Here is a 17,586-nt window from a genome sequence, read left to right on the forward strand (position 1 = left end):
GTCAGGAACGGCGCGGGCTCCGGGGCGAGACGCAGAACGGGTGGCCCGCCGGGTCCAGCAGGACGCGCCAGCGGCCGGGGGCGGGCTGGGCCGGCGGGAGAGTGGCGCCGAGGGCGGTCAGGGCGGTCACCGCCGCGTCGACGTCGTCGACCTCGAAGTCGAGGTGCAGCTGGGCCGGGACCTCGCCGTCCGGCCAGGTCGGCGGGCGGTGGCCGGCGGACCGCTGGAAGCCGAGGACCAGACCGTGCTCCCCGACCAGCCCGGCGAAGTCGGCCCCGGAGCGCTCGTGCAGCGGCAGGCCGGTCGCCTCCGCGTAGAACGCGGCGAGGGCGAGCGGGTCGGGGCAGTCCAGGTTCACGGCCGTCAGTCGCATCTCCATGGCGGGAGCCTAGGAGCCGGTGGCCTTGTCCTCCGGGGCGGGGTTCTCCGGTCCGGCGTTCTCCGTGTCTTCCGCGCCCTCCACGCCCTCCGCGTCCTCCATCGCGCCCTTCGCGCCCTTCGCGTCCGCCGCGCCCTCGGGAGCCGTCCCGCCGCGCTCGTCCCCGCCCGGCGCCTCGTCCCGCTCCTCGTCGCGGGCCGCCGGGGACGTCACCCGGCCCGTCAGGGCCGCCAGCGACGTGCGGATGTGTTCCATGTGCGCGTGGATCTCCTCGCGCGCCTCGTCGTGCTCGCGCAGCACCCGTTCCGTCGCGCGCTCGGTCCGCTCGGCCTTCATCCTGGCCTCCGCCAGGATCTCCGCCGCCCGCGCCTCGGCGTCCTCCTGCCCGTGCCGCGCCTCCTCCTCGGTACGGGCCAGGGCGCGGCGGGCCTCCTCCAGGCGGGCCTCCGCCGCCGCGACCAGTTCGGCGTGGCGGGCGTCCAGCTCCGCAGCCGCGGTCTCGGCGGCCCGCTCGGCCTCGGCGCGGGCCGTGCGGTGCTCCTCGGCCTGACGGGCCAGCAGTTCCGCCGCGCGGTGCGTGGTCTCCTCGTACGCCTCCGCCGCCGCCGTCCTGGCGCCCTCGGCGTCCCGGCGGGCGATGGTCTCCAGCTCCCCGGCGCGCTCCCGGGCGGCCTCCAGGGTGGCGCGGGCCTGCGCCTCGGCCGCGGACCGCACGCCCTCCGCGTAGGCGTCGGCCGCCTCCCGGGCCTCGCGGGCCGCCGCGTCCGCCGCCTCCGCGAGCGCCTGCGCCTCCGCCTCGGCGGCCCGGACCAGTCGCTCGTCCTCCTGCTCCGCGAGCTTCAGGATCTGCTGGGCGGCCTCGCCCAGCTCCTCGTACCGCTGCGGCTTCAGCGCGGCGACGGCCTCCCGCAGCCGCGCCAGCTCCGCGTCCATCTCCTTGGCGAGGACGGTGAGCCGCGCGGCCCGCTCCCACGCCTCGTCGCGCTCCCGCGACAGCACGGCGAGGTAGCGGTCGACCTGCTCCGGGCGGTACCCCCGGCCCCGTCCGACGGCGAAACTCATCCTGGCGCCCCTTCCCTCCGGTCCCCTCCAGGATGCTCCATAAGAACGGACAAAAGGCGCCCGACGTGATCACACATCGAGCGCCCTTCGTCACATTCCGCTCTGACGCGGCATCAGCGGGCCGTCACAGCAGACCGTCCCACATCTGCTCCAGCAGCACCGACCACCAGTTCTCCGGCGACGACAGCGCCGCCGGATCCAGCATCGCGAGCTGCGCCTGGAAGTCGACCGTCCAGCGCCCCGCCTGCTCCGGCGTCAGCCCGAACCGCAGCCGCCACATCCGGCCCAGCAGCGCCATGCACCGCGCGAACTCCGGCAGCCCCGTGTTCACGAACTGCGGCGGCACCGACGCCCCGCCCGGACCCGCCTCCACCGGCACCGCCACGATGTGCGCGGTCCCGTACTGGACGCAGATCGCCCGGCCGAAGTCCGAACCGAGCACCAGGTACGAACTCGCGTCCGGCGCCGCCGCCACCTGCCGCTGCGCCGCCAGCTCGGCCAGCGTCGGCACCACCGGCATCGCCGGCTGCGCCCAGAAGAACGGCCCGAAGTCCGCCGGCAGCCCCGCCCACATGAGCGTCACCGCCACCAGCTCCGGCACCCCCTGCCGGGACACCGCCCGCTGGTCGAACCGCAGGATCCCCGGCCCGAACGCGCCCGCCAGCTCCTGCGCCACGCCCTCCGGCGGCACCGGCGCCGCCGGCTGCACCTGCGGCAGCGGAGCCCGTACCGGAGCCGGACGCGCCGGACCGTCCGCCACCTGGTGCAGCTCGCCCTGGTGCGTCAGCAACTGGCGCATGCCCTGCTGCCGGCCCGCGTGATCCCGGCCGTACGGGGCGATGCTGGTGATCCGCGCCTGCGGCCACGTCTCGCGGATCATCCGCGCGCAGTAACCGCCCGGCAGCTCACACGACTCCAGCTCCGTGTGCAGCTCCAGCACCTGCTGCGGCGGCACGCCCAGACCCCGCAGCTCGTGCAGGATCTGCCACTCCGGATGCGGCGTACCCGGCGCCGAACGCCGGATGATCTGCTGCTCCGAACCGTCCGGCGCCCGGTACCGCAGCACCGCCTGATAGCCCGGACCCACCGTCGGCACCCCGGCCGGCGGCTGCTGCGGATACCCGTACGCCGGAGCCGGCGCGGGAACCGGGCCGGGAATCGGTCCCGGCGGCTGCGGCGCCGCCGGAGCGGGCCCCGGCGGAGGCGGCGGCGCGCCCGCACCCGACGGACCCGGCTGCGCCAGCATCGTCGGCGCGTGCTCGATCCCGTGCGCCGGCGTCCCCGGAGCGCCCGGAGCGCCCGGCGGCGGAGGGGGCGGCGGAGGCGTCGCCCCGCCGCCCGGACCTGCCGGACCCGGATGCGCCAGCATCGTCGCCGCGTGGTGCACCGGCTGCGGAGGCGTCACCGGACCGGGCGGCGCCGGCGGCGGAGGCGTCCCCGGCCCCGGCTGCCCCGGAACGGGCGGCGGCGTCTGCGCCACCAGCTGCGTCGGGATGTACGCGGGCGCCGGCCCGGGCGCGGAACCGCCCGACGTCGCACCCGGCAGCCCCGGCGGAGGCGGCGGGGCCACCGGGGGTGCCGCCGCCTTCTTCGGCGGCAGCGCCGCCTTGCTCGTCGCCGCGTCCGCGATGTCCCCCGCCCCCGGCGCGACCGGCGGAGCCGCCGGCGGAGGCGGCACCGCGCCCGGCACGGCCGGCGGCGGCATCGCCCCCGGCGCCGACGGCGGCGGCGTCGCACCCGGCGGCGCGGGCGCCGCCGGGTCCAGCCGCGGCGCCACGGCCGTCTTCGGCAGCGCGCTCCCGCCGTGCATCAGCGCCGTCGGCGCGTCCGCGCCCACCACCGGCTCCGGCGCGTCCTCGTCGTCGGCACCCGACAGCGGCGGCGCGAACACCGTCGCCGGCAGCGGCACCCCCTCCACACCGCCCGACGACGCGTTGGCGTCCACCCACGGACTCGCCGGCGCCGACGCCGGAACCCCGTCCATGGCCGTCGGCTCGTACTCCGCGTCCGACTCCTCCGACGAGGAAGAAGAAGACGAGGAAGAAGAAGACGAAGCCGAAGAGGACACCGGCGTCACCGGCGCCGGCGACTCCGCCACCACCGCACGCCCCTCCGACGCGCCCGACTCCGCCGACGACACCGAACCCGCGACACCACCCGTGTCCGCGTCCACGTCGGACTCCGCCTCGACCCGCTCCTCCTGCGACGCGTTCGGCCGCTGCGGCAGACCGATCTTGTCCGCCGCGTCCTGCAACCACTCCGGCGGACTCAACAGGAACGACGTCTGGTTCAGATCGATCCGCGCCGGCGGCGCCACCGGAGCGGCCTCCGCCTCCCCCGCGGCCCCGTACTCCTCCTCGTACCGCCGGATCACCTCACCCACCGGCAGCCCCGGCCACAACGTGCCCTCGCCCGAATCCCGCGCGATCACCAGCCGCTGCCGGCCCGCGTCCGCCGTCGGACCCCCCTCACGGGCCTCCGCCCACACCACGAAACCCAGCGCGAACTCCCGCACCCGCACCTCCTGGTGCTGATACGGCGGCAGATCGCCGTTGATCCACTCCTCGGCGCGCTCCTGCGCCTGCGCGAACGTCACCACAGCCGGTCAGCCTCCCACCGGGACCACGGGCACGGCACGCGCGAAGCCACCGTCCACCATCAGATTCGCGACCGTCTCCAGCTCCGGCGGATTGCCCGCCAGCCGCATCAGAAACGCGTCGAAGTCCTCACCACAGGGCAGCAGCAACCGCTCCACCCGCTCCCCCACCGACCAGCGCGCCGCCTCCTCGCCGGAATCCCGCACGTCGTCGTACGCGCAGAACCACACCGAACCGACCGCCGACCCCCGCACCTTCACCGCCACCAGACCACCCTGGACGAACGCCACCCCCAGGTAGTCCTTCGTCAGGTGGTCCCGCAGACACTTGTTGACGTACACCAGGTCATTGACCCCCGCCTCCTCACGCACCGTGAAGAACGGCTGGTCCACCAGCAGCCCCAGCTCCGCGTCGAGCGCCGCCCCCACCGGAGCACACCCGCCCGCCGCCTTCAGGAACGAGCGGTACGCCCCCGGCAGCCGATAGCCCAGGTCCTCCTCGACCCCCTGCAACTGCGGCTCCGACACCGCCACCCGGCCCTTCGGCAACCCGAAGTGCGCCGGACGCGTCTCCTGCAACGGCCGCGTCCCCCGCTTCGCGTGATCCACCGCCGCCGTCGCCACACCCCCGTGATGCCGCAGCAACGCCTTCACCTCGACCGGCACCAGCTCCAGCCGCCGCGACCCCGCCACGTGATGCCACGTCCACCCGTGCGGCGTCGCCACCGCCGGAATCGTGTCCCACAACTCGTGACCCGTCGCCGCCATCGCCGCGTTCGCCGACACGTAGTCCGTCAGCCGCAGCTCGTCGACACCGAAACCCTCCGGAGGCTCCGCGATCTCCGCCGCCGCACGCGCATACGGCGAGAAATCCGGAAAACCCCGCTCATCCACCCGCACCCCACGCGGATACCGCGAGGCACGCACCGGATCCGGGAAACGCACGACCTGCCCGGCATAGGCCGCGTTCGGTGGCACGGACTGCCCGAGCCGACCTGTCGTCATGGCGGTAGCCCCCTGCATGGCATCACTGGCTGCTGCTTGCACCTGCTGCCGGACGCCACCACACGCGGCCACGCCCGACCGATCCCGCACAGCCTATGCGCTGCCACAAGACCACGAACCGGCCCGCACCCCCGCCACCCCGCACCCCCCACCCACCGTCACCAACCGTCACGAAGCCATGACAGGCCGACCACGGCTCCGCCACACCCACCACCCGAAAACCCCACCCAGCTTCCCCATATGGCACCCCATTTGGCAGGCTGTGCACCGCAACTCGGGGGATTGCAGGAGGGGAAGACCAGCACCATGCACACCAGCACGACACCCACGCAGGGTGACCCACGCCTCAACTGGAGCAGCGACACCGACCACGGTCGCGCCCCCACGCTGCTCCACCGCCGCGACGGCATCCTCCCCGCCGTCGGCGCCGCGCTCTCCGTCCGCGGCGAAACCCTCACCTGCACCGCCGGCCGCGGAGACACCCCACCCGTCCTCCACCCCCTCGTGCAGGACTTCCTCGACACCCTCACCAGCGGCCAGCGCGAACGCTTCACCGGACGCTGCCCCGAAGCCATCCTGCTCTCCCGGCACCTCACCACCACCGAGAACAACCGCTCCAAACGCGCCCAGCGCAAACCCCTCACCCCCGGCGAAGCCCGCCGCAGCCTCAAACACGCCAAGATCACCGCACGCCGCATCCGCGAGGACGGCGACCCCCTCCACGGCAGCTACGCCGCACCCTGCCGCTCCTGCACCGCCCTCCTCGACCACTTCGGCGTCCGCACCGTCACCCCCACCGAGAACGGCTGACCCGGCCCATGCCCGACACCACCCGCTTCCCCGTCAACGTCGACGCCGCCCTCCGCGACGCCGGCTGGCAGCCCGGACGCTGGGACATCAAACTCGCCGAGGAATGGGCCGACACCCTCCGCGCCCACGTCTCCCCCGCCGGACACCGCCACAGCGTCTTCCCCGCCGCCGTCGAAGCCTGGGCCGAATTCGGCGGCCTCCACCTCACCGCCCCCGGCCACGGACGCCAGATAGCGCCCGCCACCGTCCGCTTCGACCCCCTCGCCGGCCTCCACCTCGCCCGCACCCTCGCCGACCTCGGCCGCGCCCTCGGCACCGAACTCGCCCCCCTCGGCGAAGAAGGCGACCACCAGGCCGTCCTCGCCATGGACACCGAAGGACGCGTCTACAGCCTCGACCACGCCGGCGACTGGTACCTCGGCCGCGACATCGACACCGCCCTCGCCACCCTCGTCACCGGCACCCAGCCCACCCGCCTCACCGCCGCCTGACCCGCTGCCGGGCCGCCCGCACCCACCCCCCGACCGCCCGAGCTCACCCCCCGACCGGAATCACCGCCGACACCTTGAACCCCCCGGCATCCGTCGGACCCGACACGAACACCCCGCCCAGCCGCACCACCCGCTCCTTCATCCCCACCAGACCGTTCCCCCCGCTCGGCAGCCCCGCGTCCGCCGCCCCCGCGTCCGACGGACCGTTCTCCACCTGCACCGCCACCTCCGAACCCCGGTGCGCCAACCGCACCACCACCTCCGCGCCCGGCGCGTGCTTGTGCACGTTCGTCAACGCCTCCTGCACCACCCGGTACGCCGTCCGCTCCACCTCCGACGGATACGCCCCCGACTCCCCCACCTCCCCCAGCACCACCAGCTCCACCACGGCCCCCGCCAGCCGCGACTCCTCGCACAACCCCTCCACCGCGTCCAGACCCGGCCCCGCCGCCGCCTCCGCCGCGGCCGCCGCGGCCCGCCCCACCGCCGCCAGCGGCACCGCCACCGGAGCACCCGACCCCACCGCCGGCTCCTCCTCCCGCAGCACCCCCAGCATCTCCCGCAACTCCGTCAACGCCTGGCGCCCCATGTCACCCACCAGCGCCGCGTTCCGCACCGCCTTCTCCGGATCCTTCAGCGCCACCGCCTGCAACGCCGCCGCGTGCACCACCATCAACGACACCCGGTGCGCCACCACGTCGTGCATCTCCCGCGCGATCCGACGCCGCTCCTCCTGCCGCGCCCACTGCGCCCGCTGCTCCGCCCGGTCCGCCAGCAGCGACAACTCCTGCTCCAGCGAATCCGCCCGCTCCCGCAGGCTCTCCATCAACCGCCGCCGCGCCCCTATGTACAGGCCGAACAGCACCGGCGGCGCGTTCAGCCCCAGCGTCATGAACAACGCCATCACCGGCACGTACCAGGCGCTCGGATCGAAGTCGTCGGCCTGCGCGGCGATGTCCCGCCGCATCTCCACCGCCGTCACCACGAACACGGCGACCGTCGCCATCCCCGCCAGCACCGCCGTGTACCGCCGCGGCACCTCCGACGCCGCCAGCGTGTACAACCCGACGATCCCCATCAGGTAGCCCATCTCGGCCGGCGCCACCGCGATCGACACCAGCACCACCGGGATCGGCAACCGCCGCCGCACCAGCAGCACCGCCCCCACCAGGAACCCGAACAGCGCCCCCAGCGCCTCCGGCACCCCCGCCTTCCCCGCGAACGACACCCCCTCGACGGCACACTCCACCGCCGACACCAGCGCCAGCGCCCCGTCGAGCACGGCACTCCGCCGCCGCTCCCACCACCACACCCGGCCGCCCGACGCGTCCCGATCTGCCCCCGTTACGGTCATGCCCCCACCCTACGGCCGCCCACCCCGCCCTTCCGAGGAGCGTCAACCTCTCGCATGCCAGTCCCTCGAACTACTGAATCGCTGACGTTTTCGACGTGGACGTCCGCATTCCGGACGACGCTCGCCCCATGACCGCAGAAATGAACAGGTACGCGGACTTCGAGAACCTGCGCGCGCAGGCGGTGACCCTCCGCCGCGAGGGGCTCAGCCGACGGCAGATCCGCGACCGGCTCCACGTCCACAACAACGACATCCTCAACCGCCTCCTGGAAGGCGAACCCCCACCGGAGTGGACCAAGCGCCCCAACGCCAAGGACGACCTCCGCGCCCGCGCCCGCGAACTCCGCCTCCAGGGCATGACCTACGACCAGATCCAGGTCGAGCTGGGCTGCTCCAAGAGCTCGATCTCCCTGTGGGTCCGCGACCTGCCGAAACCGGAACGGCGGGCCCCTTCGGAACAGGCACGGCTGGCTGCCCGCAAGCGCTGGGAGCACGAGCTGGTCCTGCGCGACGGCGTACGCCAGAGGACCAAGGCCGAGGCCGAGCAGATGATCGGAACCATGTCCGAACGGGAGCTCCTGCTCGCGGGCGTCGCCCTCTACTGGGCGGAGGGCGCCAAGGACAAGAGCTACAGCCGCAGGGAAAGCGTGCTGTTCGTCAACAGCGACCCCGGCGTCATCCGGTTCTACCTGGCCTGGCTCCGCCTCCTCGGCGTCGACGCCGCACGCCTCAGCTATCGCGTCATGATCCACGTCACAGCCGACGTGGAGGGCGCCAAGCTCTACTGGGCGGAGCTCGCAGGAGTCGATCCAGCCGTCTTCCAGAAGACCACGCTGAAGAAGCACAACCCCAAGACGGTCCGCAAGAACACCGGCGAGAACTACCGAGGGTGCCTGGTCATCCGGGTCGCACAAGGAGCCGAGTTGTACCGACGCGTCGAAGGGTGGTGGCGAGGCATGGTGGACTCCTCGACGGCAGCCACGGCTGCCGATCACTCCGGTAAGGTCTGAGGCAGATCCGCCGTGGGGTAACGGTAGCCCGCGGGCCTTTGAAGCCCTGTAGTGCTGGTTCGAATCCAGCCGGCGGAGCCACAGCGCACCTGTCCTCAGTTCGGGCCCTGACCTCCCAGGTCAGGGCCCTTCTTCGTGGCCACCCCCCGACCCCCCGGTATCCTTCGTGCGTCCACCACCCAAAGCCGAAGGGCATATCCGTGAGCGCCACACGCCCGGCCGCCGTCGTCGTCCTCGCAGCGGGTGAGGGCACCCGCATGAAGTCCAAGACCCCCAAGGTGCTGCACGAGATCGCCGGGCGTTCGCTCGTCGGGCACGTCGTGTCCGCCGCGCGCGAGCTGGAGCCCGAGCACCTCGTGGTGGTCGTGGGGCACGCGCGGGAGCAGGTGCGCGGGCACCTGGAGGAGGTGTACCCGGGGACCCGTACCGCCGTGCAGGAGGAGCAGAACGGCACCGGGCACGCGGTGCGGATGGCCCTGGAGGAGCTGGGGGCCGCGCCGGAGGGGACCGTCGTGGTCGTCTGCGGTGACACCCCGCTGCTGTCCGGCGCGACGCTGCGGGCGCTGGCCGGGACGCACGCCGCGGACGGGAACGCCGTCACCGTCCTGACCGCCGAGGTGCCGGACGCGACCGGGTACGGCCGGATCGTGCGGGACACGGCCTCGGGGGCCGTGACGGCGATCGTGGAGCACAAGGACGCCTCGCCGGGGCAGCTGGAGATCCGGGAGATCAACTCGGGCGTCTTCGCGTTCGACGGCGTGCTGCTCGCGGAGGCGATCAAGCAGCTGCGGACGGACAACAGCCAGGGCGAGGAGTACCTCACCGACGTGCTGTCGATCCTGCGCGAGGCGGGTCACCGGGTCGGCGCCTCGGTGGCGGCCGATCACCGGGAGATCCTGGGGATCAACAACCGGGTGCAGCTGGCGGAGGCCCGCGCGCTGATGAACCGGCGGCTGCTGGAGGCGGCGATGACGGCCGGCGTGACGGTGGTCGACCCGGCGTCGGTGGTCGTGGACGTGACGGTGACGTTCGAGGCGGACGCGGTGATCCACCCGGGTACGCAGCTGCTGGGCGCGACGCACGTGGCGGAGGACGCCGAGGTGGGGCCGAACACGCGGCTGAAGGACACCACGGTGGGCCGGGGCGCGCGGGTGGACAACACGGTGGCGGACTCGGCGGTGATCGGCGAGGGCGCTTCGGTGGGTCCGTACGCGTATCTGCGTCCGGGGACGCGGCTGGGTGCGAAGGCGAAGGCCGGTACGTACGTCGAGATGAAGAACGCGACGATCGGCGAGGGCACGAAGGTCCCGCACCTGTCGTACGTGGGTGACGCGACGATCGGCGAGTACTCGAACATCGGTGCGGCGAGCGTGTTCGTCAACTACGACGGCGTGGCGAAGCACCACACCACGATCGGGTCCCACTGCCGGACCGGTTCGGACAACATGTTTGTGGCTCCCATCACGATCGGGGACGGTGCCTACACCGCCGCCGGGTCCGTGATCACGAAGGACGTGCCGGCGGGTGCGCTGGCCGTGGCCCGTGGCCAGCAGCGGAATATCGAGGGCTGGGTGGCCCGGAAGCGTCCCGGCAGCGCCGCCGCGAACGCGGCCGAGGCGGCCTCGGAGGGGTCGGCCGGCGAAAGCTGACCGGAAACAGGTGCGTCGAACTCGGCGTACCGTGATACGTGCACACAAATTCGGCTGGTTCGCACACGCGCACGGGAGCGCGGGGTCTTGCGGCCAGAGAACAGTCTGAGGAGACAGTGCTGTGACCGGGATCAAGACGACCGGCGAGAAGAAGCTGATGCTCTTCTCCGGCCGCGCCCACCCCGAGCTGGCCGAGGAGGTCGCACACCAGCTGGGTGTCGGTCTCGTTCCCACCAAGGCGTTCGACTTCGCCAACGGTGAGATCTACGTCCGCTTCCAGGAGTCGGCGCGTGGCGCGGACTGCTTCCTGATCCAGAGCCACACGGCTCCGATCAACAAGTGGATCATGGAGCAGCTGATCATGATCGATGCTCTGAAGCGGGCCTCGGCCCGGAGCATCACCGTGATCGTGCCGTCGTACGGCTATGCCCGTCAGGACAAGAAGCACCGCGGCCGTGAGCCGATCTCGGCGCGCCTGGTGGCGGACCTGATGAAGACGGCGGGTGCGGACCGGATCCTGACGGTGGACCTGCACACGGACCAGATCCAGGGCTTCTTCGACGGTCCGGTGGACCACCTGTCGGCGCTGCCGGTGCTGGCGGACTACGTGGGCGGCAAGGTCGACCGTTCGAAGCTGACGATCGTCTCCCCGGACGCGGGCCGGGTGCGGGTCGCGGACCGCTGGTGCGACCGGCTGGACGCGCCGCTGGCGATCGTGCACAAGCGGCGTGACAAGGACGTCGCGAACCAGGTGACGGTGCACGAGGTCGTCGGTGACGTGAAGGGCCGTGTGTGCGTCCTGGTGGACGACATGGTCGACACGGGCGGCACGATCTGCGCGGCGGCCGAGGCGCTGTTCGCGCACGGTGCCGAGGACGTGATCGTGACGGCGACGCACGGCATCCTGTCGGGTCCGGCGGCGGACCGGCTGAAGAACTCGAAGGTGAGCGAGTTCGTGTTCACGGACACGCTGCCGGTGCCGGGTTCGCTGGAGCTGGACAAGATCACGGTGCTGTCGATCGCGCCGACGATCGCGCGTGCGGTGCGCGAGGTGTTCGAGGACGGTTCGGTGACGAGCCTGTTCGAGGAGCACTGAGCCTCGGAGTCCGTGCCGGAGGGCCGTCTTCCCCGTTCGGGGGAGGCGGCCCTCCGCCGTCGCGGGGGTGGTGATCCATTTGGGGGGTGCGGGGCGGCCGGGTAGACTGCCCTGGTTGCTCGGCGAGGGAGGCCGGTGCCCGTTCTCGGGTCGGCGCTCCGTTATCGACGCGCTCTTCGTAGCAGGCCATCGCCAGTCGGCGGCCGGGTGACAGTTCCGTTCGTCACCACCACTACGAGGAGTGCACATGTCCGAGGTGAAGCTCGCCGCCGCCGTCCGCACCGAGTTCGGCAAGGGCGCCGCCCGCAAGATCCGCCGTTCCGGCAACGTCCCCGCGGTCGTCTACGGCCACGGCTCGGAGCCGATCCACATCACGCTGCCGACGCACCAGACCACGCTGGCGCTGCGTACCCCGAACGTCCTGCTGTCCCTGGACATCGAGGGCAAGGGTTCCGAGCTGGCCATCCCGAAGGCCGCCCAGCGCGACCCGCTGAAGGGTGACCTGGAGCACGTCGACCTCCTCCTCGTGAAGCGCGGCGAGAAGGTCACCGTCGAGGTTCCGGTCGTCGCCGAGGGCGAGCTGGCCGCCGGCGGCAACCTGCTGGAGCACGTCCTCAACACCCTCTCCGTCGAGGCCGAGGCGACCCACCTGCCCGAGGCCGTGACGGTCTCCGTCGAGGGCCTGGAGGCCGGTGCGTCCGTGACCGCCGCCGACATCACCCTGCCGAAGGGCGTCACCCTGGTGACCGAGGCCGACGCCGTGGTCCTCCAGGTCCTGGCCGCCCAGGCCGAGGAGCCGGCCGCGGACGCCGAGGGCGACGAGGCCGCCGAGGCCTGAGCCGTAGGCTCTGTCCGACGGTGACGGGGTGACGGGCCGCACGGCCCGTCACCCCGTTTCTTTTTTGTGTGGTGAGGGACGGATGAGGAGTCTGCGATGACCGACGACGCGAACGCGCCCTGGCTGATCGTCGGCCTCGGCAACCCGGGGCCGGAGTACGCGGGCAACCGGCACAACATCGGCTTCATGGTGGTGGACCTGCTGGCGGAGCGGATCGGCGGGAAGTTCAAGCGCGCGCAGAAGGCGCAGGCGCAGGTGGTGGAGGGCCGGCTGGGTCCGGTGGGTCCGGCGAACCGGCGGGTGGTGCTGGCGAAGCCGATGTCGTACATGAACCTGTCGGGCGGTCCGGTGACGGCGCTGCGGGACTTCTACAAGGTGCCGACGGCGCACGTGGTGGCGGTGCACGACGAGCTGGACATCGACTACGCGACGCTGCGGCTGAAGCTGGGCGGCGGGGACAACGGGCACAACGGTCTGAAGTCGATGACGAAGGCGATGGGTCCGGACTATCACCGGGTGCGGTGCGGGATCGGGCGTCCGCCGGGCCGGATGCAGGTGGCGGACTTCGTGCTGAAGGACTTCTCGTCGACGGAGCGCAAGGAGCTGGACTGGTTCGTGGACCGGTCGGCGGACGCGGTGGAGTGCCTGGTGACGGAGGGGCTGGAGCGGGCGCAGTCGGCGTACAACTCCTGACCGTCGTCTTTCGGCCGTACGACTGTACGATCGCGGGTCATGACGCCCGTCCGGAACGCCGCCATGCTGCTCGTCGCCGTCCTGCTCGTCGTGGCGGGGGTGTGGGCGTCGTGGGGGTCGGCGCAGCACGTGCTGCTGGCGAAGGGGCGTGAGCACGGGACGCTGTCGGTGACGGGGTGTACGGACGAGCGGTGTTCGGGGGCGTTCGCGCCGGAGGATCCGCGGTCGCCGCGGCGGACGCTGGCGGTGGAGCGGTCGGTGGCGGCGGGTCCGGGGTCGGTGATCCCGGTGGTGGTGAAGCCGGGGACGGACGAGGGGGTGCGGTCCGGCTGGGGCGGGGGGCTGCACGCGTGGCTGCCGCTGGGCGGGGCGCTGGTGCTGGCGGCGCCGCTGGTGGCCGGGGGGCTGCGGGGGCGGCGGGTGGCGTGGTCGCTGGCGGGTGCGGGGGCGGGGTTGTGGGTGGCGGCGTTCGTGGCGCTGTGACCTACCGGGAGGTAAGAGCGGATTCGGCCGGTTCCGGGCGCGATCGTTATGCACCTCTGGGTTAAGCGTGGCTTAAAGCGACGGATAGGCTGCCTCCGCCACCTCCCACGGCATCCCTCATCCCACAGATGGACGACTGCACATGCGACGTTCCCTCATACCCGCCGCCACGCTCGTCGCGGCCATGGCGGGCTCTCTCGCTCTCGCGCCGACGGCTTCGGCGAGCGGCGGCGAGTACGAGCTGAAGCTGCACCAGCCGACGCCGATCACGGCGGCCGGCTTCCAGCAGGGCGACTGCCCGGACACGATCCCCGCCGACAAGGACGGGTGGCACTTCGTGATCCCCGGCGGCGGCGTGAACTTCGTCAAGCTGACGGTCACGTTCGACAACGGCGCCCCGATCGAGATCACCTCCTTCGGCCCGCCGAAGGACGACCACGCGTACGTGGCGTCGGACGCCGGTGCCGAGCTGACCTCCGCCGTCGCCGTGGTCGACGGCGAGGTGAAGCAGGGCTTCTTCAACCTCTCGCACACGTGCGCGGCGGACCAGGTCGACAGCCCGGCGGGCGGCGCGACGGGCGAGACGTCCACCGGCGAGACCTCCACGGGCGAGACGTCCACCGGTGAGACCACGACCGGTGAGACGACGACCGGTGAGACCACCACGGGCGAGACGACCACCGGTGAGACCACGACCGGTGAGACGACCACCGGTGAGACCACCACGGGCGAGACCACGACCGGTGAGACGACGACCGGTGAGGCCACCGCGACCGGCGGCTCGACCGGCGGCTCGGCCACCGGCGAGAGCACCGGTGAGACCACCGCCACCGGCGGTGCCGCGACCGGCGAGTCCACCGCCACGGGCGGCTCGGCCACCGGCGAGAGCACCGGCGGGACCACGGGTGGGACCACGGGTGAGGCCACCTCCACCGGCAGTTCCACGGGCGGCGAGACCGGCACCCAGGGCGGCTCCGAGGAGGGCAACCTCGCGGAGACCGGTTCCAGCGCTCCCGTCGGCGTGATCGCCGGCGTCGCCGCCGCGCTCGCGGCCGCCGGTGCGTTCCTGGTCGTGCGCCGCCGCAAGGCCGCGCAGGGCTGACGTACCCCCGCATACGCGCAGTGCCCCCACGGGTTTCCCGTGGGGGCACTGCGCGTATGTGGCGCCGGCCGGGGTCAGCCGGTGTTGCGGAGGCCCGCGGCCACGCCGTTGACGGTGAGGAGCAGGGCCCGGGCGAGCAGCGGGTCCGGGTCCTCTCCGGCCGCGACGGCGGCCCGCTGGCGGGCCAGGAGGGCGACCTGGAGGTAGGAGATCGGGTCCAGGTAGGCGTCGCGGATGGCGAAGGTCTGCTGGAGGACCGGGTTGGAGTCGAGCAGCTTCTCGCCGCCGGTGACCTTGAGGACCTCCTCGACGGTGAGCGCGTGCTCGGCCTCGATGGTGTCGAAGACGTGCTTGAGCTCGTCGGGGACGAGGGTGTCGACGTAGTGGCGGGCGATCCGCAGGTCGGTCTTCGCGAGCGTCATCTCCACGTTGGAGAGGAAGTTGCGGAAGAAGTGCCACTGCTCGTGCATCTCGCCGAGGACGGCGTCGAGGCCGGCCTCGCGCAGGGCCTTGAGGCCGGAGCCGACGCCGAACCAGCCGGGGACGATCTGGCGGGACTGGGTCCAGCCGAAGACCCACGGGATGGCGCGCAGGCCGTCGAGCGAGACGCCGGAGCCGGGGCGGCGGGAGGGCCGCGACCCCAGGTGCAGGTCGGCGAGCTGGTCGACCGGCGTGGAGGCGAGGAAGTACGTCGGGAGGTCGGGGTCCTCGACGAAGGCGCGGTAGGCGGCGTGGGCGGCTTCGGAGACGACGTCCATCGCCGCGTCCCAGCGGGCCAGGGCCTCGTCGGACTGGCGGGGGGCGGTGTGCAGGGCGGACGCCTGGAGGGTGGCGGCGACGGTCAGTTCCAGGTTCTCGCGGGCCAGCGAAGGGATGAGGTACTTGTCGGAGATGACCTCGCCCTGCTCGGTGACCTTGATCTCGCCCTCCAGGGTGCCCCAGGGCTGGGCGAGGATGGCGTCGTGCGAGGGGCCGCCGCCGCGGCCGACGGTGCCGCCGCGGCCGTGGAAGAGGCGGAGGCGGACGCCGTAGCGGTGGGCGACGTCGCGCAGGCGCCGCTGGGCGCGGTGGATCTCCCACTGGCTGGTGGTGATGCCGCCGAACTTGGAGGAGTCGGAGTAGCCGAGCATGACCTCCTGGACGTCGCCGCGCAGCGAGACGAGGCGCCGGTAGGAGGGGTCGGCCAGCATGTCGTTGAGGATGACGTCGGCGGCGCGGAGCTCCTCGGTGGTCTCCAGGAGCGGCACGATGCCGATCTTGGCCCAGCCGGCGTGGAGGTCGATGAGGCCGGCCTCGCGGGCGAGGACGGTGGCGGCGAAGACGTCGTCGGCGCCCTGGCACATCGAGATGATGTAGGACTCGATGACCTCGGGGCCGAAGCGCTCGAAGGCTTCCTTGATGGTGTGGAAGACGCCGAGGGTCTTCTGTCCGGCGGCGTCGAGCGGCGCCGGGGTGGGGGCGAGCGGGCGGCGGGAGCGGAGTTCCTTGGCGAGGAGCTTCTGCCGGTAGTCGCGGGGCATGTCGGCGTACCGCCAGGACTCCTCTCCGAGGCGGTCGAAGAGCTGGCCGAGGGCGTGGTGGTGGGCGTCGGCGTGCTCGCGGACGTCCATGGTGGCGAGCTGGAGGCCGAACGCCGACAGGGTGCGGATGGTGCGGTCCATGCGGCCGTCGGCGAAGAGGCCGCCGCGGTGCTCGCGCAGGGAGGTCTGGATGAGGGTGAGGTCGCGGATGAGCTCGGCGGTGCCGAGGTAGTCGCGGCCTTCCTGGTGGGGGGTGCCGGAGGCGAGGCGTTCGCGGGTGTTGAGGAGCTTCTGGCGGACGCAGGTGGCCTTGAGGCGGTACGGCTCCTCGGCGTTGAGGCGCTTGTAGCGGGGGCTGATCTCCGGGAGGAGGTCCAGGTCGCGCTGGAGGGAGTCCAGGAGTTCCTGGGTGGCTCCGGTGTAGCGGATGGAGTTGGAGAGCAGGCCGCGGAGGAAGTCGATGAGCTCCAGGGCGTCGGTGATGCCGTGCTCGTGCTGGAGGATCAGGACGTCCCAGGTGACCTGGGGGGTGACGTTGGGGTTGCCGTCGCGGTCGCCGCCGATCCAGGTGCCGAAGGTGAGCGGGCGGGTGCCGGCGGGCAGCTCGTAGCCGACGCGCTCCAGCTCGGCGGCGAGGTCCTCCAGGACGTCGCCGACGGCGCCGGCGTGCAGCTCGTCGAGGTAGTAGATGGCGTTGCGGGCCTCGTCGGCGGGCTCCGGGCGGACGACGCGGAGTTCGTCGGTCTGCCAGATGAGGTCGATGTTCTCGGCGAGGCGGAGGTCGTGGCGGCGCCGGTCGGAGTCGATGACCGGGGTCTCCAGGAGGGCGCCGATGCGGCGGAGCTTGTTGAGGACGGAGCGGCGGGCGGCCTCGGTGGGGTGCGCGGTGAAGACGGGGCGCACGTTGAGGTTCTTGACCGTCTCGCGGACGTGGGCGGGGTCGCCGTCCTTGAGCATGTCGGCGGTGCGGGCGAGGAGGCCGCCCTCGGCGGCGCGCTTCTCCCGGAGCTCGCGGCCGCGGTGGACCTGCTCGGTGACGTTGGCGAGGTGGAAGTAGGTGGAGAAGGCGCGGACGAGCTTCGCGGCCGTCTCCAGTTCGACGCCGCGCAGCAGCTCGGCGGCGGCGTCGCCGTCCTCTCGGGTGAGGCGGCGGACCTTCTCGACGAGGTCGAGGAGTTCGGGGCCCTCCTGGCGCACGAGGGTCTCGCCGAGCAGGTCGCCCAGTCGGCGGATGTCGGCACGCAGCTCGGCGTTGGTGGTGGGAGTCTGGTCGGCACTGCTCACAGGTGCGGCTCCTTGCAGTGTTCAAGCACGTCTGGAGGGTTCTGGAGGCTTGCGGACCGCGCTGTCCGACGGTCCCAGGATAGGTGTCCATTCCCTGGACAGGGCCGAGGGTCCCGGTTGTGCCCTCTTGCCGCGTGCCGTGGCGCTGCCATACTTACGACGCCGTAGGTTACGGCTCCGTAGCCTCGGCTCGATCTTTCCTCACCCACCCCAC

General features: G+C 72.6%; 15 protein-coding genes and 1 tRNA gene. 10 read left to right on the plus strand and 6 right to left on the minus strand.

Going from position 1 to position 17,586, the window contains the following annotated elements:
- Nucleotide 1: 1 nt before the first annotated feature.
- The 4 genes from ACFVQZ_RS05045 to ACFVQZ_RS05060 all read right to left on the minus strand — a co-directional run bounded on the left by ACFVQZ_RS05045 (nucleotide 2) and on the right by ACFVQZ_RS05060 (nucleotide 5,042).
- Nucleotides 2–379, minus strand: coding sequence for a VOC family protein (locus ACFVQZ_RS05045; protein WP_030494686.1), 378 nt, complete (start codon nucleotides 377–379; stop codon nucleotides 2–4).
- A gap of 9 nt (nucleotides 380–388) precedes the next feature.
- Nucleotides 389–1,441 (minus strand): cellulose-binding protein, encoded by a 1,053-nt coding sequence (locus ACFVQZ_RS05050; protein ID WP_383619764.1) that lies wholly within the window; start codon nucleotides 1,439–1,441, stop codon nucleotides 389–391.
- Between the two features lie 124 nt (nucleotides 1,442–1,565).
- Nucleotides 1,566–4,040: an SUKH-4 family immunity protein gene (locus ACFVQZ_RS05055; protein WP_383619766.1), complete on the minus strand. Its 2,475-nt coding sequence runs from the start codon at nucleotides 4,038–4,040 to the stop codon at nucleotides 1,566–1,568.
- 6 nt (nucleotides 4,041–4,046) lie between these two features.
- Complete coding sequence (locus ACFVQZ_RS05060) at nucleotides 4,047–5,042, minus strand: SMI1/KNR4 family protein (RefSeq protein WP_030494689.1); 996 nt, start codon at nucleotides 5,040–5,042, stop codon at nucleotides 4,047–4,049.
- Between the two features lie 306 nt (nucleotides 5,043–5,348).
- On the opposite strand from ACFVQZ_RS05060, the gene ACFVQZ_RS05065 reads away from it, so the two are divergent.
- Together ACFVQZ_RS05065 and ACFVQZ_RS05070 are read left to right on the plus strand one after the other, a co-directional pair.
- A complete protein-coding gene (locus ACFVQZ_RS05065; RefSeq protein WP_030494690.1) occupies nucleotides 5,349–5,852 on the plus strand; it encodes a YwqJ-related putative deaminase in 504 nt (167 codons plus the stop codon).
- Nucleotides 5,853–5,860: 8 nt separating this feature from the next.
- Nucleotides 5,861–6,343 (plus strand): SUKH-3 domain-containing protein, encoded by a 483-nt coding sequence (locus tag ACFVQZ_RS05070; RefSeq protein ID WP_030494691.1) that lies wholly within the window; start codon nucleotides 5,861–5,863, stop codon nucleotides 6,341–6,343.
- A 43-nt stretch (nucleotides 6,344–6,386) separates the two neighbouring features.
- Here the strand turns inward: ACFVQZ_RS05070 and ACFVQZ_RS05075 are convergent, their stop codons facing one another.
- Entirely contained in the window at nucleotides 6,387–7,697 is a 1,311-nt protein-coding gene (locus ACFVQZ_RS05075) for a histidine kinase (protein ID WP_030494692.1), read from the minus strand.
- 128 nt (nucleotides 7,698–7,825) lie between these two features.
- On the opposite strand from ACFVQZ_RS05075, the gene ACFVQZ_RS05080 reads away from it, so the two are divergent.
- The 8 genes from ACFVQZ_RS05080 to ACFVQZ_RS05115 all read left to right on the plus strand — a co-directional run bounded on the left by ACFVQZ_RS05080 (nucleotide 7,826) and on the right by ACFVQZ_RS05115 (nucleotide 14,568).
- A complete protein-coding gene (locus ACFVQZ_RS05080) occupies nucleotides 7,826–8,707 on the plus strand; it encodes a hypothetical protein (RefSeq protein ID WP_030494693.1) in 882 nt (293 codons plus the stop codon).
- 6 nt (nucleotides 8,708–8,713) lie between these two features.
- A tRNA-Gln gene (locus ACFVQZ_RS05085) sits at nucleotides 8,714–8,788 on the plus strand.
- A gap of 119 nt (nucleotides 8,789–8,907) precedes the next feature.
- Nucleotides 8,908–10,356 (plus strand): bifunctional UDP-N-acetylglucosamine diphosphorylase/glucosamine-1-phosphate N-acetyltransferase GlmU, encoded by a 1,449-nt coding sequence (gene glmU, locus ACFVQZ_RS05090; RefSeq protein ID WP_030494694.1) that lies wholly within the window; start codon nucleotides 8,908–8,910, stop codon nucleotides 10,354–10,356.
- Nucleotides 10,357–10,477: 121 nt separating this feature from the next.
- On the plus strand, nucleotides 10,478–11,452 hold the full coding sequence (locus ACFVQZ_RS05095) for a ribose-phosphate diphosphokinase (RefSeq protein WP_030494695.1): 975 nt from the start codon (nucleotides 10,478–10,480) through the stop codon (nucleotides 11,450–11,452).
- A gap of 247 nt (nucleotides 11,453–11,699) precedes the next feature.
- Complete coding sequence (locus ACFVQZ_RS05100) at nucleotides 11,700–12,290, plus strand: 50S ribosomal protein L25/general stress protein Ctc (protein ID WP_030494696.1); 591 nt, start codon at nucleotides 11,700–11,702, stop codon at nucleotides 12,288–12,290.
- A gap of 96 nt (nucleotides 12,291–12,386) precedes the next feature.
- The gene (gene pth / locus ACFVQZ_RS05105; protein ID WP_030494697.1) at nucleotides 12,387–12,983 is read left to right on the plus strand and encodes an aminoacyl-tRNA hydrolase; all 597 of its coding nucleotides are present in this window, start codon (nucleotides 12,387–12,389) and stop codon (nucleotides 12,981–12,983) included.
- 39 nt (nucleotides 12,984–13,022) lie between these two features.
- Nucleotides 13,023–13,466: a hypothetical protein gene (locus ACFVQZ_RS05110; protein WP_383619771.1), complete on the plus strand. Its 444-nt coding sequence runs from the start codon at nucleotides 13,023–13,025 to the stop codon at nucleotides 13,464–13,466.
- Between the two features lie 142 nt (nucleotides 13,467–13,608).
- Nucleotides 13,609–14,568: an LPXTG cell wall anchor domain-containing protein gene (locus tag ACFVQZ_RS05115; protein ID WP_383619773.1), complete on the plus strand. Its 960-nt coding sequence runs from the start codon at nucleotides 13,609–13,611 to the stop codon at nucleotides 14,566–14,568.
- Between the two features lie 74 nt (nucleotides 14,569–14,642).
- On the opposite strand, the gene ppc is transcribed toward ACFVQZ_RS05115, so the two are convergent.
- The gene (ppc, locus tag ACFVQZ_RS05120) at nucleotides 14,643–17,372 is read right to left on the minus strand and encodes a phosphoenolpyruvate carboxylase (protein ID WP_383619775.1); all 2,730 of its coding nucleotides are present in this window, start codon (nucleotides 17,370–17,372) and stop codon (nucleotides 14,643–14,645) included.
- Nucleotides 17,373–17,586 lie beyond the last annotated feature (214 nt).

This window comes from Streptomyces sp. NPDC057854 (assembly GCF_042797055.1).
Lineage (GTDB): Bacteria > Actinomycetota > Actinomycetes > Streptomycetales > Streptomycetaceae > Streptomyces.

Coding starts and splice junctions, on each gene's coding strand:
- ACFVQZ_RS05115 (WP_383619773.1), top strand. CDS start 13,609: ATGCGACGTTCCCTCATACCCGCCGCCACGCTCGTCGCGGCCATGGCG.
- ACFVQZ_RS05050 (WP_383619764.1), bottom strand. CDS start 1,441: ATGAGTTTCGCCGTCGGACGGGGCCGGGGGTACCGCCCGGAGCAGGTC.
- pth (WP_030494697.1), top strand. CDS start 12,387: ATGACCGACGACGCGAACGCGCCCTGGCTGATCGTCGGCCTCGGCAAC.
- ACFVQZ_RS05100 (WP_030494696.1), top strand. CDS start 11,700: ATGTCCGAGGTGAAGCTCGCCGCCGCCGTCCGCACCGAGTTCGGCAAG.
- ACFVQZ_RS05060 (WP_030494689.1), bottom strand. CDS start 5,042: ATGACGACAGGTCGGCTCGGGCAGTCCGTGCCACCGAACGCGGCCTAT.
- ACFVQZ_RS05070 (WP_030494691.1), top strand. CDS start 5,861: ATGCCCGACACCACCCGCTTCCCCGTCAACGTCGACGCCGCCCTCCGC.
- ACFVQZ_RS05045 (WP_030494686.1), bottom strand. CDS start 379: ATGGAGATGCGACTGACGGCCGTGAACCTGGACTGCCCCGACCCGCTC.
- ACFVQZ_RS05080 (WP_030494693.1), top strand. CDS start 7,826: ATGACCGCAGAAATGAACAGGTACGCGGACTTCGAGAACCTGCGCGCG.
- ACFVQZ_RS05075 (WP_030494692.1), bottom strand. CDS start 7,697: ATGACCGTAACGGGGGCAGATCGGGACGCGTCGGGCGGCCGGGTGTGG.
- ACFVQZ_RS05110 (WP_383619771.1), top strand. CDS start 13,023: ATGACGCCCGTCCGGAACGCCGCCATGCTGCTCGTCGCCGTCCTGCTC.
- ACFVQZ_RS05065 (WP_030494690.1), top strand. CDS start 5,349: ATGCACACCAGCACGACACCCACGCAGGGTGACCCACGCCTCAACTGG.